Annotated in this window: 20 protein-coding genes and 1 pseudogene; 3 read left to right on the top strand and 18 right to left on the bottom strand. The window is 47.0% G+C overall.

Annotated elements, in window-relative coordinates; all coding sequences use genetic code 11:
* Nucleotides 1-246 precede the first annotated feature (246 nt).
* The 11 genes from AAIH57_RS25905 to AAIH57_RS25855 all read right to left on the bottom strand — a co-directional run bounded on the left by AAIH57_RS25905 (nucleotide 247) and on the right by AAIH57_RS25855 (nucleotide 14,675).
* Nucleotides 247-1,938, bottom strand: a complete 1,692-nt coding sequence (locus AAIH57_RS25905) for an ABC transporter substrate-binding protein (protein ID WP_430023536.1) — start codon at nucleotides 1,936-1,938, stop codon at nucleotides 247-249.
* A 183-nt stretch (nucleotides 1,939-2,121) separates the two neighbouring features.
* Nucleotides 2,122-3,024: a carbohydrate ABC transporter permease gene (locus AAIH57_RS25900; RefSeq protein ID WP_175395290.1), complete on the bottom strand. Its 903-nt coding sequence runs from the start codon at nucleotides 3,022-3,024 to the stop codon at nucleotides 2,122-2,124.
* A 15-nt stretch (nucleotides 3,025-3,039) separates the two neighbouring features.
* Entirely contained in the window at nucleotides 3,040-4,023 is a 984-nt protein-coding gene (locus tag AAIH57_RS25895) for an ABC transporter permease (protein ID WP_175395289.1), read from the bottom strand.
* A gap of 279 nt (nucleotides 4,024-4,302) precedes the next feature.
* Entirely contained in the window at nucleotides 4,303-7,185 is a 2,883-nt protein-coding gene (locus tag AAIH57_RS25890; protein ID WP_430023535.1) for a glycoside hydrolase family 2 protein, read from the bottom strand.
* Between the two features lie 191 nt (nucleotides 7,186-7,376).
* On the bottom strand, nucleotides 7,377-8,966 hold the full coding sequence (locus AAIH57_RS25885; RefSeq protein WP_430023534.1) for a response regulator: 1,590 nt from the start codon (nucleotides 8,964-8,966) through the stop codon (nucleotides 7,377-7,379).
* Complete coding sequence (locus AAIH57_RS25880; protein ID WP_430023533.1) at nucleotides 8,959-10,749, bottom strand: cache domain-containing sensor histidine kinase; 1,791 nt, start codon at nucleotides 10,747-10,749, stop codon at nucleotides 8,959-8,961. The genes AAIH57_RS25885 and AAIH57_RS25880 overlap by 8 nt, the downstream gene beginning before the upstream one ends.
* A 321-nt stretch (nucleotides 10,750-11,070) precedes the next feature.
* Complete coding sequence (locus tag AAIH57_RS25875; protein ID WP_076311998.1) at nucleotides 11,071-11,493, bottom strand: OsmC family protein; 423 nt, start codon at nucleotides 11,491-11,493, stop codon at nucleotides 11,071-11,073.
* A gap of 150 nt (nucleotides 11,494-11,643) precedes the next feature.
* The gene (locus AAIH57_RS25870; protein ID WP_175395285.1) at nucleotides 11,644-12,390 is read right to left on the bottom strand and encodes an amino acid ABC transporter ATP-binding protein; all 747 of its coding nucleotides are present in this window, start codon (nucleotides 12,388-12,390) and stop codon (nucleotides 11,644-11,646) included.
* 16 nt (nucleotides 12,391-12,406) lie between these two features.
* The gene (locus AAIH57_RS25865; RefSeq protein ID WP_175395284.1) at nucleotides 12,407-13,051 is read right to left on the bottom strand and encodes an amino acid ABC transporter permease; all 645 of its coding nucleotides are present in this window, start codon (nucleotides 13,049-13,051) and stop codon (nucleotides 12,407-12,409) included.
* 31 nt (nucleotides 13,052-13,082) lie between these two features.
* Nucleotides 13,083-13,910, bottom strand: coding sequence for a substrate-binding periplasmic protein (locus AAIH57_RS25860; RefSeq protein WP_376768952.1), 828 nt, complete (start codon nucleotides 13,908-13,910; stop codon nucleotides 13,083-13,085).
* A gap of 132 nt (nucleotides 13,911-14,042) precedes the next feature.
* Nucleotides 14,043-14,675 carry a TetR/AcrR family transcriptional regulator gene (locus AAIH57_RS25855; protein WP_430023532.1) on the bottom strand — a complete coding sequence of 211 codons (633 nt, stop codon included), beginning with the start codon at nucleotides 14,673-14,675 and terminating at the stop codon, nucleotides 14,043-14,045.
* A gap of 242 nt (nucleotides 14,676-14,917) precedes the next feature.
* Between AAIH57_RS25855 and bacA the strand changes: the two genes are divergently transcribed.
* On the top strand, nucleotides 14,918-15,706 hold the full coding sequence (gene bacA / locus AAIH57_RS25850; RefSeq protein WP_246310831.1) for an undecaprenyl-diphosphate phosphatase: 789 nt from the start codon (nucleotides 14,918-14,920) through the stop codon (nucleotides 15,704-15,706).
* 70 nt (nucleotides 15,707-15,776) lie between these two features.
* Here bacA and AAIH57_RS25845 read toward each other — a convergent pair whose 3' ends face one another.
* From AAIH57_RS25845 to AAIH57_RS25825, 5 genes are all read right to left on the bottom strand, one after another.
* The gene (locus AAIH57_RS25845; protein WP_413037295.1) at nucleotides 15,777-16,103 is read right to left on the bottom strand and encodes a thioredoxin family protein; all 327 of its coding nucleotides are present in this window, start codon (nucleotides 16,101-16,103) and stop codon (nucleotides 15,777-15,779) included.
* Nucleotides 16,104-16,187: 84 nt separating this feature from the next.
* Nucleotides 16,188-17,096, bottom strand: coding sequence for an aldo/keto reductase (locus AAIH57_RS25840; RefSeq protein WP_430023531.1), 909 nt, complete (start codon nucleotides 17,094-17,096; stop codon nucleotides 16,188-16,190).
* Between the two features lie 150 nt (nucleotides 17,097-17,246).
* Nucleotides 17,247-17,414, bottom strand: a complete 168-nt coding sequence (locus tag AAIH57_RS25835; protein ID WP_175395278.1) for a hypothetical protein — start codon at nucleotides 17,412-17,414, stop codon at nucleotides 17,247-17,249.
* Nucleotides 17,415-17,606: 192 nt separating this feature from the next.
* Entirely contained in the window at nucleotides 17,607-18,350 is a 744-nt protein-coding gene (gene gpmA / locus AAIH57_RS25830; RefSeq protein WP_175395277.1) for a 2,3-diphosphoglycerate-dependent phosphoglycerate mutase, read from the bottom strand.
* A gap of 72 nt (nucleotides 18,351-18,422) precedes the next feature.
* The gene (locus tag AAIH57_RS25825) at nucleotides 18,423-19,007 is read right to left on the bottom strand and encodes a DUF420 domain-containing protein (RefSeq protein ID WP_175395276.1); all 585 of its coding nucleotides are present in this window, start codon (nucleotides 19,005-19,007) and stop codon (nucleotides 18,423-18,425) included.
* A 378-nt stretch (nucleotides 19,008-19,385) separates the two neighbouring features.
* Here AAIH57_RS25825 and AAIH57_RS25820 point away from each other — a divergent pair, with 378 nt between their 5' ends.
* Nucleotides 19,386-20,576, top strand: coding sequence for a cation:proton antiporter (locus AAIH57_RS25820; protein ID WP_430023530.1), 1,191 nt, complete (start codon nucleotides 19,386-19,388; stop codon nucleotides 20,574-20,576).
* Between the two features lie 202 nt (nucleotides 20,577-20,778).
* A pseudogene (locus AAIH57_RS25815) lies at nucleotides 20,779-21,424 on the top strand (transcriptional regulator).
* Nucleotides 21,425-21,685: 261 nt separating this feature from the next.
* Here the strand turns inward: AAIH57_RS25815 and AAIH57_RS25810 are convergent.
* Together AAIH57_RS25810 and pssA are read right to left on the bottom strand one after the other, a co-directional pair.
* Nucleotides 21,686-22,171 (bottom strand): DedA family protein, encoded by a 486-nt coding sequence (locus AAIH57_RS25810; RefSeq protein WP_175395274.1) that lies wholly within the window; start codon nucleotides 22,169-22,171, stop codon nucleotides 21,686-21,688.
* Between the two features lie 14 nt (nucleotides 22,172-22,185).
* The gene (gene pssA, locus AAIH57_RS25805) at nucleotides 22,186-22,731 is read right to left on the bottom strand and encodes a CDP-diacylglycerol--serine O-phosphatidyltransferase (protein ID WP_175395273.1); all 546 of its coding nucleotides are present in this window, start codon (nucleotides 22,729-22,731) and stop codon (nucleotides 22,186-22,188) included.
* Between the last annotated feature and the right edge of the window lie 18 nt (nucleotides 22,732-22,749).

Here is a 22,749-nt window from a genome sequence, read left to right as displayed (position 1 = left end):
GAAGTTTTCCTGATCACTCTTAAACCTGCTCGCACTCTCTTTTTCAAACTTGAATGAAAAGCTATTTTGAACTGTCACACCGCAGATGTAAGTGCTTTCATATTTGCATCATAATCCCTCCACAAGTCCTTGTCAATAGTGAAATCGTAAAATTGAAAACGTTTTTTAGAAAACGTTTTAGACATAGAAAAAGAACCCAGGTAACTGGGTTCTCCTCTTTCGAAAATTAACGATACACATGACTGATTATTGGCTCGCTTCACCGTTCCACAATTTAACCCGGTTTTGGACAAGCTCGGTGTATTGTTGTTCCATTTTTTCAGCTCCGGCTTTGTTTACCTCCGCAATCATTGCGTCGTAGATGCCGTCAAACTGATCCGGTGAACTGAGAATAGCTTCCGGAATTCGTTTACGGATAATATCCTGAGTTTTCTGGAAGATGACGTTGTAATCGGAATCACCTGGTGTCGGCAAATTGTATGCCGCTCCCCATGGCTTAACCGGGAACTCATCTTCACTTGGGTACAAGTCTTTCCAAGTTGTAACACCATACGCTTTCAGTGTTTCTTTCTCTGGCTCGGAATATGCTGCTACGATTTGTTCAGGGAAATTCGTCGTATAGTAGTTATCCGTTGAATCCTTAACACCGTCTCCATAGTGACCCGACATATTGGTGTATAGACCAATACCTGTCTCTTTTTGGAATACGGAAGCATTGTTTGTCTTTTGGTCCAGAACATCGGCAGGAATAACACGTTTGCCATCCTTCACTTCGTAGTGTTTGCCTTCAATTCCCCAGTTCATCAACACTTGGCCTTCTTCAGAAGCCAGATAATCGAAGAACTTGATGGTACGAACCGGGTCCGGATTCGTGGTTGTAATACCTACACCCCAGCCGGATACGAAGCCGGTGTCCTGATAGGAATGATCCTTGATATCCTCAGACAGCGTCACAGGGAAGTGTGAATATGTTGCTTCAGGCTTGCCAGCTGATTTCAATGCGTTCTCCGCATCGGAATAACCCCAATCCTGGTCAATGACACCAAGCACACGTCCACTTGCGATTTTGGATTTATACTGGTCTGTTTTTTGTACGAAACTGTCCTGATCGAGCAATCCCTCGTTGTACATTTTGTTCAACCAACGGAAATACTCTTTTTCCTCTGGACGTTTGTAGTGAAGCATCGCTTCATATGTTTCCGGATTGATGTAGTATTCACCGTCATCCGGTGCACCCGTTGCCAAGAAAGCTGGGTTCGTTACAGTGATCATGATTCTCCAGTCATCTGCGTCCAGTGATAATGGGATCGTTGGCTGACCATCAATCGTCGGGTGTTTCTCTTTGTATGCCTTCAGCACATTTTCAAAGTCCTCCAGCGTACGCACCTGAGGGTAACCCAGCTCTTTCAGCACACGGTGCTGAATACCGAACCCGCCGCCTGCATCAAAGTACTTCTGGTCTACCGCATAGTACGTCGGCAGCACATAAATGGCCTGATCCTCATTACTGTATTTCAACCGATCCATGTAATTACCATACAGCTTCTTCAGATTGGGAGCATACTGGTCAATCAGATCTGTCAGATCCAACATCGCTCCTGCATCCACCAGTTTGCTAAGCTCTCCTTTGGGTGACACGATATCGGGATAATCGCCGCTCGCTGCCATTAAGGATATTTTGTCCTGACCACCGCTGACGGCAAATTCACCGTTAAGTGTTACTCCTGTTTTTTCCGTGATAACCTGGCCTACCTCATCCCTCATGCCATTCCAGTTTGGACTGGGATCGACACTAAAGAAGCTGAATGTGAGCGGAGACGTGTCGCCACTTGTGTCTTTAAACGACGTTTCGCCGCCAGTTCCTCCACCACCACAACCTGCGAGCAAAGACATCGCAAGTACAGGAGCCAGTGCCCCTTTCATTTTAAAACTTGCCATAATGGTAATCCTCCCTGTTTCATATGTCTGTCTTGTCCGGGATTTTTTTGTCCCTGTCTATAGCTTCATGAATGCCGCTCCGCAGCCCTATACGGTGAGGCGCAAACCTGTTGGTCACGCCTCGGGCACCTGATGCTTTTTTTTAGTGTACGGCTGCTCTTTTTGGCAGCTCTATAGTGTTGCTTATGCTTTTACTGCACCCAATGTCATACCACCTACAAAGTACTTTTGCAAGAATGGATATACAACCAGGATTGGAACGGTAACGACAATCGTAATGGCCATCTTGATCGATTCTGGTGAAATCTGTGTCATTTGCTGTGCCATATCATTGGCATTCCGTCCAGCGCCAGACCCTTGCTGAGTACTCTGCAGCACTTTCATCAGCTCGTATTGGAGTGTTGTTAGATGTGCCTTGGAACCGTTGTACAGATACGTATCAAACCATGCGTTCCATTGACCTACAGCCAGGAACAATGCAATCGTCGCAAGTACCGGTTTACAGAGCGGCAAAATGATTTTGTAGAAGATCTTAAAGTCATTTGCACCGTCCAGTTTTGCGGATTCCTGCAGCGCATACGGCAATCCATCAATGAATGAACGGATGATGAATACGTTAAATGCACTGATCATGCCTGGCAATACATATACCCAGAATGTACCGATCAGGTTCAGGTCACGCATCAGGATGTACACCGGAATCAGACCACCGGAGAAATACATCGTGAGTGCCAGTGTAGTCGATACAAACTTTCTCAATTTGAAGTCAGGACGGCTCAGTGTAAAGGCGATCATGGATGAACTGATCAGTCCGAGCAGTGTACCTACAATCGTACGCAGGATGGAAATCTGCAGACCTTGCAGCAGCCCGTCATATTGGAAAATCGTTTTGTAGTTCTCCAGCGTAAAGTCCCGCGGCCACAAGTATATTCCGCCACGCACGGTATCGGTTGAGTTATTCAGCGAGATCGCAAGCACGTTCAGGAATGGATACAGCGTTACGACCAACACCAGCGCCATCGCGATATAATTGAATATATCGAACAGTTTATCGCCCCGTGTAGCATTGAATGATTTGTTCGCCATAATGTTTCCCCCTCCCTACATAATGCTTTCTTTGGTGAATTTTTTGAACAACCCGTTCGCTGTAAACAGAAGGATGATACTGACAACGGAGTTGAATATACCTATGGCTGTACCATATGAGAATCGTCCCATATTCAAACCATAATTGAGCGCGTAGAGATCAAGGACTTCCGAGTAGTCTAATACCAGACTGTTTTGCAGCAGCATCTGCTTCTCGAAACCGATACTGATCAAGTGTCCGATGGACATGATGAATAGTACGGAAATCGTGGTCCGGATGCCCGGCAGCGTGATGTGCCACATTTGTCTCCAGCGGTTTGCTCCGTCGACACGGGAGGCCTCGTAAAGCTCCTGGTCAATGCCTGTAATCGCAGCCAGATAGATGATGGCATTCCAGCCCGTTTCTTTCCACATATCTGAAGCGGTTACAATGTACCAAAACAGGTTCCCCTTCGCCATGAATTGAATCGGCTGATCGATAATATTCAGGCCCATCAAGATGTCGTTGACAATCCCTCCATCGGTGGAGAGCATCTTGGTAATGATCCCGGCTACAACGACCCAGGATACAAAGTGAGGCAAGTAGGATACGGTTTGGACCGTCCGCTTGAAGAACATGCCCTTCATTTCATTCAATAGAATTGCAAAGAAAATCGGCACGACAAAACCGACAATCAGCCCCATTAAGCTCATTGCAAGTGTGTTTCGTAGTACTAGATAAAACCGTTCATCACTAAACAGCTCTACAAAGTGTTTAAAACCAACCCACTCTTGATCGCCGAATGATCTGGCCGGTTTATAATTTTGGAAAGCCATCGTCCATCCCCATAGTGGCAGATAGTTAAATACAAAAACCCAAACTACGAATGGCAGTGACATGAGATAGAGATATTTCTGCTGCTTGATGCTATCCCAAATTCCGTTCCGCCGTCTCTTCGCTGGCGGCTTGGGGTTACTGCTTCTTTTCGCGGAAGCGGATTTTTTTGTTAGCGTTTCCATCTCCGTTCCCCCTCCTCTGTTTTATAGATCAATCATACCTGATAGAGCGTTTTCAAAATACCATCTGGATTTTAGAGAAAATCATATAAAAATTAGATATCTCCCCATCTAATTCGACATCATCTGATAAAAATCGGATGTTTTAAGCCCTTTCATCTACAATAAACGCCATAAAAAGGTAGAAACATTTGATAATGTTAATTCCCGAAAACGTTTTATGTAAACCGTTTACTTCCTATTTTAGAGAATGAAAAAAGGACCTGAAACAGGTCCCGGCAATTACAATGTGAACTGAATGGTCTGCAGCTTGATCATGCCCAATAATTCACCAGCTGACACGGCAGCTTCAGGTTTGAATTGGTCTCCCAGCAGGTAAGCGACCATCTCCTGAAACAGGTAAGCGGCCTCGGGGCGTTTCATCATGGAGACATCGGCAAACGGGAATGATGATACAAGCACACTACCCTGCCCCACCTTAGCCTCAAAGGCATATGCCAGACGTTTGGCCCTGTGAAAATGATCAATTACTTCGATTAACGGACGAACCTCGTTCAGCGAATCAAGGCATATCGCAGGAGTGCCATTCACCAGATGGTACCAATGCCAATCGGAAGCCTGATCATGGGGGAAATTGCCCAGCAAAGGCATATGCTTCTGCAAGTTCATCCCCATCGTTGCTCCTGGCTGTGTTGCAAACATGAGATAATTCCAGAATACAGGCAGATACTTGGTGTCTACCGCATCATATAGTTCATCCGGTTTAACCTGAAGCCAGACATGTCCACCATTCATCAAATAATCGAGGACATTGGGTGTAAGTGAGGAAGTAATCACCAAATCCATCTCACCTTGGCTGAGCAGTTCCTTCCCATCCAGAACATGCACCTGATTATGACAGGAATCTAGTAGAAATGGCTGCAGCTCCTTCACACTGTTCCAGATCCGGTGAGATTGATCGTGAGAATGATAGAGAGGAAACGACCAACCATGCCACACGTTGGCAGCCATGTGTTCCGAATGACCCGATTTTATCTCAGCTTCAATGTGAAAGGCAGCCGCACCCTGATGGGGTGCATGTATGGTCAGACGCCCAATCGAAACAACAGAGCCACAGCTGATGTCTCCACATGCCCACTCGCCTTCGTCCTCGATTATATTATTGCAGATCAGTCTCCAATGCATGGATGCATCCATAATCGGCTGCTGTCCATAATGGGATATACCCGCTTCAATGTGAATGGGCTCTCCTGCATAGAAAGTCCGCTGACTGCATCCCAGTAGCAGTACAACGCTCGCATTAAACTGCCTGAATGCTGCTGGCTCCGTTATCCCCTTGCTCTCCCAGAAAACATCCAGAAAACCCGTTGTGGCATGCCCCTGTCCAGGGAAGTCACGGATATCAAGCAATTGTATGCCCGCTGCATCAGTTGTCCGCCGGACACGCTCCATCGCTTCCTTTAACGACCGAATCAGATGTATTCCACTGGCGTGTTGAAAAGATTCCACATCAGCTGCCAAACCTTTGCGCGCTAATGATTCCTCGATTGATTCCAGCCAGCTCGGACGCAGGACACCTGTGTATTTATCCTTCTCCTGGGGACGTACATACATGGTGAACTGTGCATGCTCATGTCCAATGACCGGATAATCCGTAAGTCGGGTGACATCATGGTAATCCAGTGTGGTATCGGGTACCGCAGACAGCTCTGACTCAAGTGGAGGATGCCAGTTCAGCGACTGGATGTAATAATCTGCACTTCGTCCTTGAGCCGGCAGCTGACCAAACCCTGTATTATCCGTATACAGCCGGGTTGGATCAAGAGAACGAGCCAGTTCCACCAGTTCATTCAGTTCAGGGTGGCCATTAGCCCCAATCAGTTCATTCCCCATCGAGAACATGACAAAGGACGGATGTGTGTGCAAGGAGTGTAATAACCCCTTCAATTCACGGGTCAGAAATGTCATGATCTCTGCAGGTGCGGTCACATCACGATTCTCAAACCAACGCGACCAATGGGGAAGTTCAGCCTGGACTAACATGCCTTCCTCGTCCGCTGCCTCCCAGAACGGCCGGGGTGCACTCCAGCCATGCAGACGCACATGATTGAAACCGTATGACTTAGCCGTACGAAACTGCTGTACATAATGCTGCTTGTCCCAGACCGGATAACCCGTTAGCGGGAAAATGCAGCAATCCACGTAGCCGCGCAAGAAAACAGGCACATTGTTTAACTCAAGCTTTTTTCCATTCGCTCTGAAGGAACGCATGCCAAATGTTCGACCCACCCGATCCAGTTCCTGCTCCTCATCATGCAAGGAAAGAGCGAGCTGATACAACATCGGGGATTCATCCGACCACAGTGCAATGTCTTTTTCCTGCCCAAGCTCCAGCTCCCACTGCAACCTCCCACAATGACCATCTAATAACGTCTCCTCAACCGGGGGAGATACCAAATCAATATTACGGCTCTGTCGGGTAAACCAACTTCCGTCAGGGTGCCTGATATCCACATGAAGATGATATGCACGAGATTTCGCTGACTCTTTAACGCTTACATCATACTGTATCGTTACGATCCCTTTCCCAGCATCCGGCTGGATATGCAATTGCTGAATTCGACAGGGCGGCAGCTGGTGCAGATAAGCCCCACCTGTTATACCACCCCACGCTGTAGCCGTATGAATAGAATGAATATGACTTCCAGCCAGAGGCAGTTTCATGGTGTTATCCACGCGCAGCTCCAGCCGATTCAACTTTCCCGAATGGATTAGCGATGTAATATTCCATTCTTGTGCAAATAGCAGACTGTCCCGCTGCCCGGCATGATGCCCATTTACCCAGAGGTCTGATGTCCACCTTACTCCCTCAAGTCTAAACACATACTGGCAGTCCGTCTCTGACGCTGTGAGATCCACGTTAGTTGCATACCACGCAGCACCTTCATATTCACGTACCTTGGTCCATGTATCCATCCTGTGATAATCCGGCTCGTTCCCGTATCCCTGCTCTTCCCAGGAGCCTGGAACCTGAATGTTCCCCCATGCGGAGTCATCAGGATGGGGAGGCCTCTGGTCATTGGCGAGGTCCGGCTCCAGACAGAACTGCCAGGTTCCTTTCAAGTCAAACGTATGTCGAACAGCGTGTATGCCCGATGATTTCATCTGCTTGTCTCTCCTTGTCTCGAATAAGATACACCCAGTTTATGATGTATAGTCGGAAGACTCCATCGCTTATTTAAGGAAGAGGATGGACTATATATGGATGACAAGCAAAACCAAAAACAATACGAAAACGTTTTATAAAAAATCATGTGTAAAATAGAACTGCATAAACCATATGTGCCTGCTGCTAATTACACTCCATCAGGCTCTTCGGACTGATCCTTAGACTGGGATCGGGCATGTTTATACGCTGAAGGAGACTCTCCTACGTATTTCTTGAACTTGCCGTGGAAATAATCCACGTTGGCGTACCCTACTCTTGCGGCAACCTGATGTACCTTCAATCCTTCGTCAAGCAGTTCCTTCGCTTTTTCCATCCGAACCTTGTCCAAAAATGCATTGAAGTATTCTCCCGTATGGTTTTTGAACAGCTTACCCAGATAACTGCTGTTGTAGTTAAACACCTCGGCAAGGACCTCCAGCTTAAGATTCTCCCCCGGATTACGCCGGATAAAATCGATCATCTGTTTCAGTACCGTGTCCTTGCTGCCACCGCCCATACGCTGAATTAGCCGCGTCAAATGGCCTTCAGCCATGACTTTCAGATCAGATACCGTTAATTGGTGATACACTTCGTTGATCAGGACGGAATGTTCCTGCGTGATCGATTGCATGTGCTGATTCGATGCAGCCAGCTTATTGATCGCCATGGAAAATACCTGTGAGAACGCTGTTTTGATCGCCTGCTCTGTCCGATGGTAAGGAACAATTCGTTCTTCAATCTCGCTCAGCACCCGGATGACAGATTCAGTGCTGCGTATGTCGAGTGCGTAATACAGCTTGTCCGCCAGTTCTGACTCCACCGCCTCAGCACTTTCATCCTCATCTATTATTGATGTAGCGTTTACTTCCGCCGTGAGTTCTTCACTCCATAACATGATACGTTGCTCCGTAAACAAAAAACGTTCTGCAAGCAGTCCGTTGGCCTGTTTATAGGACCTGATAATGTCGGAAGTGGTATTCACCGGTTCACCTGCTGCCCCGTACATGACGATGTTCCATTCTCCCAACAAACGCTTCAGCTCATCATAGAGATGCTGGGCAGACTGGGCCGATATAATCGGCTCTCTGCACAACAAAGCAAGTCCGGAATGATAAGAGAAGACGATCCCCCGATCCTTCTGATCGAAAGCTTCCGCCAATTTGCGTTTGACTACATTTCCGCGCTGTATATCCGGTGCAGCATGCATCTCAAGCAGTACAACCTGATACTGCGGCCATTTCAATCCTAATGCATCCTCGTCAATGGGCCCAACACCCTCCAGATTATCAAACAGAAGTGCCTCAATCTGATGCTCCCGATAAGCCGTATCTTCACCTGCATGACGTGCCAGCGTCTCCTGTTCACGTGTAAGCACTGTGGCAATACGCTGAAGTTCCCCAATCATTTCTTCTTCATCCACAGGCTTGAGCAAATATCCGTCCACACCGAAACTGATCGCTTTCTTGGCATAATCAAAATCTGCATAACCACTCAGGATTAAAAAATGTGAGCCGGGATGTTGTTTCCGCACCTCTTCGATGACATCCAGTCCGGTCATCCCGGGCATTCGGATATCTATAATGGTCAGATCAGGCTTAAGCTCATCGAATCGTGCTATGGCCTCACGACCATTCGCAGCTGTAGCGATGACCTCAAAACCATACTCTTCCCAATCGATGATTGTTGTCAGTCCCTCGCGTATGCTCGGTTCGTCATCTACCAAAAATACTTTATACATGCTGTTCCCCTCCTGAAGGTAAGTCAAAAGAAATCTCTGTTCCTTCCCCATACACACTTATAATCTGTAATCCGTACGGTTCACCATAGGTCAGCGTCAACCGTTGATGCACATTACGCAGACCAATCCGGCTCCTCTCCGGCTCCTCGGGTCCGCGGATAAATTGCATCACCTCAGCCAGACGCTCCGGCGTAATGCCTGCACCGTCGTCCTTGACGTGAACCTGTACAAAATCGTTTACCAGATGAATCGTTATATTTACATGGACTGTTCCTTCTTTATTTTCCAATCCGTGCACAATGGCATTCTCCACCAAAGGTTGAATGATCAAAGGCGGAATATATATCTTTTCTGCATCAGGATCAATATGAATCTGAAAGGCGAGCCGATCGCCATAACGGAACTTCTGAATTTCCAGGTAGGAACTCACCATTTCGAGTTCGGCCTGAAAGGTGGTTTTGCCACTGCCGATTTCCAGGCTTTTGCGCATCAGTTTGCCCAGCAGCCTGACGATATTGGCTATCTCAGCCTCCCCTTTGATATGAGCTTTCATCCGAATGGACTCCAGGGCATTAAACAGAAAGTGGGGATTAATCTGACTCGCCATCATTTTCAGTTTAATCTCTTTCTGCGCAATTTCCAATTGGTTGTTCTGCTCGGTCGCTTCAACGACCTGGGTCATCAATTCATTTATGCTTTTGACCATGTAATTGAATTGTCTGGACAACTGTCCAATCTCATCATTTCCGTCGATTCTGGAGGAAACATTCAAGTCCCCCAAGGCAAGCTTGTTCAGATGTTTGCTAAGACGCAGCAGCCTGTTCGATGTAAGAAATGAGATAATGTATACGAGCAAAAGTGCAATGACCAGAACAAGGGAGATAAACACCATCCCGATCAGACTGATCGTATTAGCATCCTTGACGATATTTTTGGTGGCAAACACCGAGATCACCTTTAAGCTGTTCATACTCGACACGGGACGCAGCTCATCAATAACGATGTTGGATGGTTCTCCCTGAAAATCGGCTTCCAATGTTCCTTTGGCCTGATTCTGCAAATCCACGCCAAAATCCAGTTCATCCAGCGTTTTGCCAACCAGGTCGGTGTTTTTAGCGGCCACAACGTAGCCCTGCTCATCTGCAATCAGGGTCTCAAAAGGTTCCTGACGCAGCAGTTCGTTCAACTCGTCCTGGTTAATCTCAATCATCAGTACTCCCTCGGTACGATATTCGGGAAAGGGTACTTTACGGACCAGACTGAGCTTGTGCACCGGATTATCTTCCTTGTCCGGAATGTAGAACCATCCTGTACTCGTGGATAACAGCGCTTTCTGGTACCAGTAACTTTCCTTGGTCTTCTCATCCAACGGGATAAACTCCAGATTGTTGATCAAAGTAGGGTTGGCGGAATAAAAACGAATTCCTGCCACCTCACGGTATTGTCGCTTATACTCCTGAAAATCCTTGTAGGCCAAATAAGCAGAGGTCAGTTCCATCACGCTTGTATAGCGTTTGTTCACAATCTCCTTCAGTTCGTTATTGAACATCAGGATATCAGAAATATCCGTCGGCACACGCAGCAGCGTGGCGGTCTGGCTTTTGATTTTATCCACGTTATTAATGGTCTGTCCAATTGCGTTATCCAGTGCCTGCTGCCGGAAGTATCCTGTCACGGCAAGTCCGATAATGAGAACCGGAATCATGACGACAAGGACATAGGAAATGAGCAATTTATGCTTCAATTTGAGATTGTTGGATATTCGTATGAGCCTCTTTAACATGTCTGCACCTTCCGTTATCTATATAAGCGCTTACATATAAGGAGCAGGATTATACTGTCCCTGTCCTTCCGTTTATCATACCATACAACCTCACAGGTCTGTTCTTCCGCCAACTATTTCCTTAGATTAGCACACATTCCTGCTCATTTGCAGTGAACAATGGATGTACTTGTGATGCGAACATGCCAAAAAGGCCGCCATTCGCATGGCGACCAGGCTTGCAATTTATATTTCTTGCAACCGTGCGATGATATGAACATGCACCCGTTTGCAGACAGCTGCCCTTCAGCCTGGAACCGGGGGGGGAGCTATCCTGATCTCTTAAGGACGGGGTGTCTCTACCCCATTCAATATCAATTTAGGATGAATATCAGCGCTCAGGGAAGCGGATACGGCACAATACTTCTCTTCAGCCATTTGAATGGCTTTCCAGATGCGGTAATCCGGGATATCTCCGTCGACTTTGAAGATCAGATCAATGGAAGTAAAACCTTTCGGCATACCTTCGCTGCGAGTCCCCTGAGCTTCAATTTCGATTCCTGTAATTTTGTCTAGAAAGGCATCCAGAATCATCGTAATATCGATCCCCATGCAGCCCCCAAGGCCTGCAAGTAACAGTTCCATCGGTGTAGCACCCTTACTGTCACCACCATAAGCAGCCGTGGCATCCATGCCTACAGCATAGCCAGAGGGTCCTTCGGAAGTAAACGCACGTTTGCCTTTCCATACGGTTGTTACATTCATGTTGTTATCCTTCTTTCTTAGAATAGTTTACGTTCTGCAGATATCCGTTCCAGGTACGGCTCGTTCTTCCGTCGCAGACAAAGGCGAACGCTACGCTTCCTCAGAATCGATTCCGTCCCTTTCACTCAGTCTGCTTATCTCTGAGAATTCTTAGAATTCAGTAATTTGCTGCAGAAATCTGCGTGTTCGTTCCTGTTCCGGATGTTCAAAAAATGCCTGCGGACTTGCTTCCTCCACAATCGATCCATCTGCCATAAATACGATCTTGTTAGCCACGTTACGGGCAAATTTCAGTTCATGCGTCACCACCAGCATGGTCATGCCTTCTTGTGCCAGTTCCTTCATGACGGAGAGAACCTCGCCCACAAGTTCGGGGTCAAGGGCGGAAGTTGGCTCATCGAACAGCATCACTTCCGGCTCCATGGCGAGTGCACGGGCAATCGCAACCCGCTGCTGTTGACCACCGGACAACCGGGATGGATATGCATCCTGCTTGTCCGACAGTCCTACCCGATCCAGCAGAATCCGGCCGCGTTCGGCCGCTTCGTCCCGCTTGATTTTTTTCACCGTCACGAGCCCTTCCATCACATTTCCCAGGACTGTCTTGTGCGGATACAGGTTAAATTGCTGGAACACCATGCCGGTTTGACGGCGAATCTCAAGCACCCGCGCGCGCTGGACTCGGATTGGATCGGCGCTGTCTACGACAATGCCGTTCACTTCAATCTTCCCGCCGGACAGTTCCTCAAGTCCATTCAGACAGCGGAGCAATGTGCTTTTGCCGGAGCCGCTGGGTCCCAGCAGCACCACAATGTCTTTTGCATCCACGTGCAGGTCAATATTCGTGAGTACTTCATTATTTTGAAAACGTTTCGTCAGTCCTGTCGTTGTAATCATCGGTTCTCTCCTCCCATCAGTAAGCCCGGGCCAACCGGCGCTCCACTTGTTCCAGAATGGCCGAGAAGCCGATACTCATAATCCAGTAGATCACACCGATCGCCAGATAAAATGGCATATTCAAAGCGTATTGTGATACCAGCAGCTGCGCTGACCGCAGTAACTCCGTAACGCCAATGGTTGCCACGAGTGATGTTTCCTTCAACATGCCTATAAACGTATTGCCCATTGGTGGAATGGCAATGCGTACAGCCTGCGGAAACACAATCCGTCTCATCGTCTGAAAAGGGGTCATTCCCGTTGCATAAGCTGCTTCTGTCTGCCCTTTCGGTACAGCTTGAATGGCCCCCCGGAATGTCTCGGACAGGAATGCTCCTGCATTCAAGCTCAGTCCAAAACAAGCTGCTGTGAGCGATCCCAAGGTTACGCCGTAATCAACCAATCCGTAATAGATAACGAATAATTGCACCAACAGCGGGGTCCCCCGCATGATGGATACGTAAAACCTTGCGATCATCCGAAGCCAGAGTGGACCTTTCAGTCGGACAACGGCTACAATCACACCGATCAAAAATGCAAAAAACATTGAAATTATGGTCACATAAAGCGTGTAATAAGCCCCCTTCAAAAAGAAGGGGATATTCTCAAATACCAGTTCCATGGATCAAACTTCCCTTCGCCTTGCAGGTTCATTATTGCGCAGGCTCTTCACCGAACCATTTTTTGAAAATGGTATTGTACGTACCATCATCCTTCATGCCTTGGAGTGCTTCATTCAGTGCTGCAACAAGTTCCGGATTGTTTTTACGAACGGCAATACCGGCTTGGTCACTCTTAATCGGTTCACCTACTGCTTTAATCTTGAATCCGTTGGAATCCACAATGGGTTTAAGCGCGTACAGGTTGTTGATTGTTGCATCAATTCGTCCTGCATCCAGATCTTTCAGTGATGTAATGACATCATCATAAGTCTTAATGGTAAAGTCGCCCACTTTCGGCAGCACTTCATTGCGCAGGTAAGTCTCATCATTCGTGCCAAGACCTACACCAATCGTTTTTCCTTTAAAATCTTCAAGCTTGGTGATATCGTTATTATCCGTTTTTACAATAATTTTGACTTGGTTTGTAATATAAGGATCACTGAAGTCCAGTGCCTGTTTACGTTCATCGGTAATCGTCATCTGGCTGATCACCGCATCGATTTTCTTGGATTGCAGACTTGGTGTCAGACCGGAGAATTCCTGGGATACAAATTCAACTTCAACCCCGAGACGCTTGGCAACTTCACGTGCGATATCCGCATCAAAGCCGTCCATTTCTTTGTTTTCATTCAGGAAGTTATATGGACGGTAGGTGCCCATCATACCCACTTTAATGGTGCCAGCCGACTTAATCTGTTCCAGTTCATTGCTCGCTTGTGCTCCATTAGTACTGTCCGTATCGGTTGTTTTGCTGCCACAAGCACTTACAACCAGCACGGTCATAAGCAGAATTGCTGTAAGCATCCAGCTTTTGCGCATTTTTTTACCATAACGTTGTGTTCCATTATTCATCACGTTAACTTCCTCTCATTCATGTGGTTAATAGTTGTACCCATTATTCCCTGATCCTGCATCAATCATGTAAAAAGGCCCCCGGTACCAGCACGTCCATTACGTGCCCAGCAAACCGTAAAATTCAAAGCTTGATGCTTCGACAGCAAGTGATTGTGCCGTTTTGGTTGATATTCCTTCATGCAGCTCCGCGGAGCCAAACAGCCAGCGGGAGATCATGCCTTCAATCATGCTCACCAGTAATGCAGCTCGTACCGGCACATCCATCGATTGTGGCAGCATGCCAAGTTCAATCGCGCGCTCCATGTTATGGCGGAACGCTGACTCCACAGCATTACGAGTCTCTTCAACCAAACGACGTACTGACTCTTCTGTCACGATACCCTTCAGCAGCAGCTCCATAAAATAACGATTGTCGGCAGCAAATGAGAACAAATTGATGAACAGTCGCTCTGAAGCCTTGACCATATCCTCAACCGAGCCTGCGTCCTTGCGATAACCTTGACCGATGGCTTCAAGCAGCTTCTCTCTGCCCGTTAACACAATCTCTGCAGCGATGGCTTCTTTGCTCTTGAAATGCCAATAAAACGTCCCTTGGGCTACGCCAGCTTCACGAACAATATCCGAAATTTTGGTCTGATGGTATCCGTGGGTCGCAAATCGCTGCAACGCAATACGTATAATCTGATCCCGTCGTTCTTCACCGGGTTCCTTATGATTTACTTTGGACATTTCAGTACCCTCCCGATTGATCAGTCAGTCAGTTAAGTATATCCTATTGGATAACTAGGTTTTTGTCAATATGGTTTTAAACAATCAATTCAATGCATAAGTTGAAGTTGGACACGTTTCTGATCATAATAGATGATAGCCTTGTTCTGCTGAACAAGTGTTGTCAGTCAAGCAGAGCAGACTGCATTCTGTCATCTGCATTTCAAGGAGGAAGAGAATTGGACATTTTATCATCCATTATTATGGGCATCATCGAAGGTTTGACTGAGTTTTTGCCCGTGTCCTCAACCGGACACATGATTCTGACTGCCCACCTGCTGGGATTATCGGAGGACAACGAGTCAGTCAAAACGTTTGAGGTGGTTGTTCAACTCGGTGCTGTACTTGCTGTCGTTGTGCTCTACTGGAACAAATTCATTGACATGTTCCGCTTCACCGGAGGGAAGAGGAGCTATTCCCAACGTCTGAACCTCGTACATATCTTTTTGGCGATGGTACCGGCTGTAGTCATTGGACTTGTTTTCCGTGACTGGATCAAGGCACATCTTTTCGGGCCAGAGACCGTACTGTACAGTTTGGTCATCGGTGGGATTTTGATGATTGTAGCTGAGCGCTGGAGCAACCGCAGTGATCGAATCACCACACATGATGTGGACGATATTACGTATAAACAGGCATTTGTTGTGGGTCTTTTTCAGATTTTGGCGTTATGGCCAGGCTTCTCCCGTTCCGGATCAACGATCTCCGGTGGATTGTTCGCAGGTGTGAGCCGCGTTGCTGCTGCTGAGTTTACCTTCCTTGTGTCCGTACCCATCATGATCGGAGCAACAGGATACGACCTCTACAAAAGTATCGATCACCTGAACGGTAGTGATTTCCCTATCTTTGCGATTGGCTTTATCGCTGCATTTATCGTAGCCATGCTCGCAATCAAGACGTTCCTGTCCATTTTGAAAAAACTCAGTCTGACTGTCTTTGCGATCTATCGCTTTGTGTTGGCAGCCGTGTTCTTTTTCATTTTGATGATGTAATTACAGTAAAAGCAAACCCAAAAAGGCGACACGCGTTCCAACCGGAACCTGTGTCGCCTTCTTCATACCTTTATACTTTGGATTCCAGCGTCTCCAGATACTCGGAGATTTGTGTAGGTGTTTTTGCCCATTTACTGTGCAAATGTGCGATCTTTTTGCCATTCTGGAATACGAGCAGACTTGGAATGCCGCGTACTGCGTTCTCTTCAGCCAGCGGCTGGAACTTCTCGGCATCCATCGCATAGAAGGTTTTATCCGCGTGCTGATCTACGACTTCGCCAATAAAACGATCGAGATTTTTGCAGTCCGGGCACCAGGTTGTATCGAATTTGATGACGGTCAGCCCGTCTGAATTAATGGTATCACGGTATTGTTGTTCACTTTGTATTCTTTCCATATGTCTTCTCTCCTTGTACGATTCTTTAGTGCTGATCTCTATTGTACCTCTAATAGTTACAATTGCAATAGGTAGCTCGGCAAATCAGCGGTGCTGCTTGTACCGATTGGCCGGGTACTGCTCCCGTATCGCTTGAATCTCTGCATCCGTAAGTGGGGCAGATTTCGATGCCTCAATATTGTGCAGGAGCTGTGCTCGTGAACTTGCTCCAGGGACTACGGCGGCTACTGCAGGATGCGACAGGGCATATCGGATGGCGGTTTGTGCCATGCTCCGATCGTCTGTAACAAGACGGCTCAAGCCTTCACGAATGGCAAGCAGTTGCTCCGGAGTATAATCCAGGTATCCCTTGTCCACCTTCGCAGCACCGGAATCTGCGAGCACCCCGCTTGCGACGGGTCCGCGGGCAATCACACTGATCCCCTTTTGCTCCAACAAGGGCAGCACTTCCTCTTCCGCCCGGCGATCCGCAACACTGTACTGGTTCATAACACTGACAATAGAAGCTCTTTGTACATATTCCCGAATTACATTGGGGCGTATCGAGGATATTCCATAATACCGAATCAGCCCTTCCTGCTTCAGCTCCTCGAACGCTTCAATCGTTTCCTCGATGGGATCTTCCAATGTACCTCCATGCAGTTGATACAGATCGATATAATCCGTTTGCAGGCGTTTCAGGCTGTCATGGACAGCTTGCTTGATATACGCTTTGGACGGATCCCATGACCAGCCCTCTTTCCCAGGCAATCGGCGATTGCCTACCTTGGTAGCCACTATGACCTGCTCTCGGCGTCCCTTGATAGCCTCTCCCACGATTTCCTCATTGCGTCCTGCATCGTACAAGTCGGCTGTATCCAGCAGGTTGACACCGTGGTCCAATGCCTCATGAATCAGGTTTACAGCGGGCTTCACTTCAGTTCCGAGCGACATACAGCCCAGCCCAATTTCCCCGACCAATAGTTCAGATGAGCCTAGACGGTTTTTCTTCATGTGTATATCCCCTTTCATACGTTCTGCAAGTATCCATTGTATCATTCTTCCCCGCAAAAATCGCACCTCGATAATTGAACAGAATCACAGAAAAACCCGGAACCTTTACAGCTCCGGGCTTCATTTGTGTAATTACATGGTGTACAGAGTCTAATTTACATCTACACGTTGGACCTTTTTACTTCCATTAGACGAACTTGAGCTTTTCATCATTCCGGAAACCGTTGAGAACAGCTTATCCCGCGCCTGCTTGTTTCTCATAAGATAGGTAACGCCTGCCCCTATCGCCGTCATAATAATTCCGCTTTTTTTAGACATGTGTTTTCCTCCTTTAGGGATTAATGTACATCGTGTCTTGCTTGGAATTTACCCTTTGTGGGGAAAACGAAACGCAGTATGTAAGACCATCCATATCATATGAGTTAGAAGAAGATCATGAATTGTGACCAAGAAGCGAAAAAGATGACCTCTAAAATTCAGAGGTCACCTGCATTGCACTTCGCCACTAGATCAATCCGACGGAGGTGCTACATGGGTCATTTCTTCATGTTTAAACGTAGAACCGTCGGCAGTGAGGTAAAAGTGTCCGATGGGATGAAGATTTTCATCCAGCTCATAGACCAGCGGAATGCCCGTCGGAATGTTGAGTGCCATGACATCGGCTTCCGACATCTCATCCAGATGCATTACCAGTGAACGGAGTGTATTACCGTGCGCAGAGATCAGCACCCTTTTGCCAGCCGAAACCATGGGTTTGATCTCGCTGTTCCAGTACTCCAGCACCCGCTTGGATGTGTCCATCAGGTTTTCGGTACGCGGAATCGTGCAGCCAAGCCGCTTGTACTTGTCCAGATCCTGCACGTAACGCTCATCCTTCTCATCCAGCGGCGGTGGAGATACGCTGACGGAGCGCCTCCACTCCATGACCTGGTCTTCGCCGTACTTGACCGCAGTCTGCTGTTTGTTCAATCCTTGCAGAGCACCGTAATGGCGTTCATTCAGCTTCCACGTCTTCGTAATCGGAATCCACATCCGGTCCATCTCATCAAGCGCAATGTCAAGTGTTCGTATGGAACGTTTGAGTACCGAAGCATAAGCGTAGTCAAAATCAAAACCCTGTTCCTTTAAAATTTTGCCAGCTTTACGGGCTTCACCATATCCGTCCTTTGTCAGATCGACATCGGTCCAACCGGTAAAACGGTTCTCTACATTCCACATACTCTGTCCATGGCGAATCAATACCACTCTGTACATAGCCGTACCTCCTTCCTTGAAACCATTACCCGCAAGTCCTTCGAGATATAACCTGATAAACTACAAGCTGCATTAATAGTAAGGTGCCATCATCAGGTAAACGACTACACCTGTGGAACTGACGTACAGCCAGATCGGCATCGTCCAGCGTGCAATTTTGCGGTGTTTCTTCAGTTGATTTGTCCAGCCCCAGACGAGGGTGAACAAAGCCAGCGGCACAATAATGGCGGCAAGGATACTGTGAGTAATCAAAATGAAGAAATAGATGGAGCGAACGATACCTTCCCCGCCGTATTTAGACGTTTCGGGAGAAAGATAGTGAAACGACAGATACGTAACGAGAAACAGTAGGGTTGTTGAGAACGCGGCAAGAATAAATCTTTTATGCAGCTTTACATTCTTTTTGATAATGGCAATCAGTGCAGCAAGCAAGAAGATAAATGTGAAGCTGTTAAACACGGCATTAAATCGCGGCAGTACCGTAATATCAAAGGCCACATCCCCTTTGTATCCGATCGAAGGTGCGAAGAACAACAATAAAATAATGACATTGGCGAGAATGGAAATGGTAATAATGAGACCTGCAAAATTTTTATTACTGGTAGGGGCAGCCGAATTCGATTGAATATTCGAATCCCCTTTGTTATGTTTGCCCAATGCAAAATCCTCCTTATATGCTAACTTCTATGTTCTATGTCATTATATCTCGCCATCTGCCCCCTGTTAAGTGACAACACTCTGAACAAAAAGCGCTTCATATCCATATAAAATACCCTTAACAGCTCGTTTTCATCCGATTGTCTGCTGCTAATGGTTTACCCAAAAGAGTCTTTATGGTATAATTAATGCAATTAATCACATACGCGTTGAAATCGGAGGAGCCTGTCACCAAGGGCCCCTCTTTGTCTTTTTTATGGCATATTAGGGCACGGTTGTTTACGCCCTTCTATGCCATTTTTTGTTTTGCAGGCACGGAATGAAGCGCCCTTGGTGAGGCAACCTTATAAACGCCTACTGCTGGAGAGGAGCACACCTATGGAATTTATTTTGTCTCTTGCATTAATTCTGATTTTCACTAAGCTTGCTGGAGATCTCTCCGTAAGACTTGGTCAGCCCTCGGTACTTGGGAAGCTCATTATCGGTGTTGTTCTCGGGCCTGCTATTCTGGGTTGGGTTCAACAAACCGACTTTGTCCACTATATGGCGGAGATCGGTGTTCTGTTGTTGATGTTTATCGCCGGACTTGAGACGGATCTGGAGCAGCTGAAGAAGAACTGGAAGGCCGCTTTTGCCGTTGCAGTCGGTGGAATCATTCTTCCATTTATCGGGGGGTACGGTTCTGCCATCGCCTTTGGCATGTCACAAGCTCATGCTCTTTTCTTCGGACTTCTATTCTGCGCTACATCTGTAAGTATTTCTGTCCAGACATTGAAGGACATGGATCAGCTCAGTTCACGCGAAGGTACAACCATACTTGGTGCAGCTGTTGTTGATGACGTCCTGGTCGTTGTATTACTCGCTGTCATGATGAGCTTGCTGGGTACAGGAGCAGGTGACACTTCAATTGGTCTGCTTATTGGTAAGAAGCTGCTGTTCTTTATTATTATTATTGCAGCCAGCTGGTTCCTTGTTCCTCGAATCATGAAATGGATGGCACCACTGAAGGTTACTGAAACAGTTATTACGACTGGGCTGATTATCTGTTTCGGATTTTCCTATTTTGCCGAATGGATGGGTGTAGCGGGTATCATTGGAGCATTTGCTGCCGGTATTGCAATTTCCCAAACCACTTTCAAACATGAAGTCGAAAGCAAAGTGGAACCCATTGCCTACAGTATTTTTGTGCCTGTATTTTTTGTAAGTATCGGTCTGAATGTTACGTTTGACGGTGTCGGTTCTCAGATCTGGTTCATCATCGTGATCAGTTTAATCGCTATCGTGACGAAGCTGCTTGGCGGTGGAGTCGGTGCACGGCTTACCGGGTTTGATCGGACTTCGTCCCTGGCCATCGGGTCTGGCATGATCTCACGGGGTGAGGTGGCATTGATTATTGCCTCAACCGGACTTGCTTCCGGCTTGCTCGACTCTGAATATTTCACCAGCGTTGTCATCATGGTAATCGTCACTACACTGGTTACTCCACCTCTGCTCAAAATAACCTTTGCCCGCAAAAAAGGGGAAGCCCGTATTGAAAAAGGGATTGAAGAAGCTCATCTAAATGGATAGTTAATCAATATCACCGGGAATGAAACCACTGTTGAATTCAGTGAAGTTTAAAGCTATGATTTCATCAGATTAACCATTTAGGTCGTGAAGCACACGCCGCTTTGAACCATTGTTCACCTTCGAAGCCGAAGGAAGGAACATGTTCAAGGCGGCTTTTTGTATTGTTTTGTTTTGCACAATTTATTAAGGAGTGACGAGTACGATGACAGCTGGATTTGAGCAAGCTTATGAGGAATGGTTGCACTCCCTTTTGATAAAAGAGGATAATCAGAGAATTCGTGCGAGAATAGAAAACGGCCTCGAACATGGAACTTTAGAATTTTTGCGCTCAGTCTGGTTCCCCGTAGTAAGAAACTTCAACCGTCTGTACCCAGAGTGGGAGGTTCGAGACTTTCATAATGGCTACCGTTATTTGGATTTGGCTTATCTGCCTGATAACGGCATTAAGGGAGGTATTGAGATACAGGGATACGGCCCTCATGCCCGTGACCTCGATGTCCGCCGTTTTAAAGATCTATGCTGGAGGCATTGTTTACTGGCACTCGATGATTGGATTTTTTTACCCCTAGCATATCTTTCTATCAAGGATTAACCGAAACGTTGCCAACAGCTTGTACTTGCTTTTATAGGGAAATTCGTTGCTACGGACACACCCGCATCATTAAACTGGCTCGAAGCTGAGACGCTACGGTATGCCAGACGTGTTCTTCGTCCCTTTACACCTTCCGAACTAGCAACGCACCTTCGGATCACGGATCAGCATGCCCGACGAGTACTTCATGGTTTGATCGAACAACGAGTATTATGTCGCTAGTGGCAAACAACGCTATCGGACCTACAGCTTATGAACTTGAGGAACCCTATTTCACTACATACAATAATGTTCATTATCTTACGAATCATAGACACGTTATTACGAGTTACCACGACGATCTACATCATTTCTTCCTGAAATAAGAGTTCTCAAGTTCGTTAAAGATCTATTTTTGCGCATATCGCCTAATTAAGCACGGTCAAGTTCGTTAAAAGTCCGCAGGGCAACAAAAAAAGACCGCTCCATTTACAAGTGGTCTTTATCCTCAACCTGGATCTTACACAGGTTGTCCATTTTAAGTTAATACACCAACGTAGAATCCAATCGAGATAAACACAACACACCAGATGAATGCCCCGATACCTGAGATCAGTACATATCTCCCTATTGCCATGCGGCTGATGCCGGAGAAACAACACATCAGATGACGAATGCCCGGAATAAAATATCCCAGAATAATGGACCAATACCCGTATTTCAGGAACCAGCCCTCCACCCTCCCCAGCCGTTTGGGGTTTACGCCTACCCACTTGCCATACTTGACTACGAGGGGTCTACCCGCCTTCTTGCCGATCGCATAGCTGAGCAGCCCTCCCGTAAATGCACCGCCGAAACTGACAATAATTGAGACTGAATAATTAAGGACCGAGATGGAGGCGAGATAACCGACAAAGGTCATCATCACCTCATCCGGAATGGGCATGCCAATGACACCAAGAGCGAGCAATCCATAGATTGCAAAATATCCATATTGACCAATAAATTCTTTAGCAATTTCCATGACTGACTCGCTCCTTATTTCGGTTCCACGACGTCCTTCTCATGAGGCGCCAACACCTGTTTCAGAGATGGGAATCGAATTTGGCTAACCATTAGACCGGATAATACAACGATAACAAGATAGGCTACACCATGAGTGAAATAAGGACTCCAGAGCGCGAAAAAGGACATCAGTCCGCCTGCGAATGTAATTGGCATTCCGACAAAACCCGTGCTTGCTGTCTTCTGACAGTTGTAACGGGCCAGACGCAGCGCGCCGCACACCGGAAATAACGCCGTCAGTGCCATGCCGAGCACATTCACTTCGTTCATGGAATTCAGATACAAAATTAGTACGGGGGCCGTTCCGAAGGAAATGACATCCGCCAGCGAATCCAGCGCCTTGCCAAACTCCCCCTCGCAATGCAATTTTCGTGCGGCAAAGCCGTCAAACAAATCAAAGAACATGGCAACCCAGATCATGGTCACCGCCAGCGCGAACTCGCCATGAATAGCCATAATGACTGCGAGCATGCCTGATGTTAAGTTGCCCAAAGTTAAGATGGACGGTAAAGATTTCATAAGACTTGACTCCCTTTC

It is taken from the genome of Paenibacillus sp. MABNR03 (assembly GCF_050455445.1).
Taxonomy (GTDB): Bacteria; Bacillota; Bacilli; order Paenibacillales; family Paenibacillaceae; genus Paenibacillus; species Paenibacillus xylanilyticus.
This window is presented reverse-complemented; position numbering and strand designations above follow the sequence as displayed.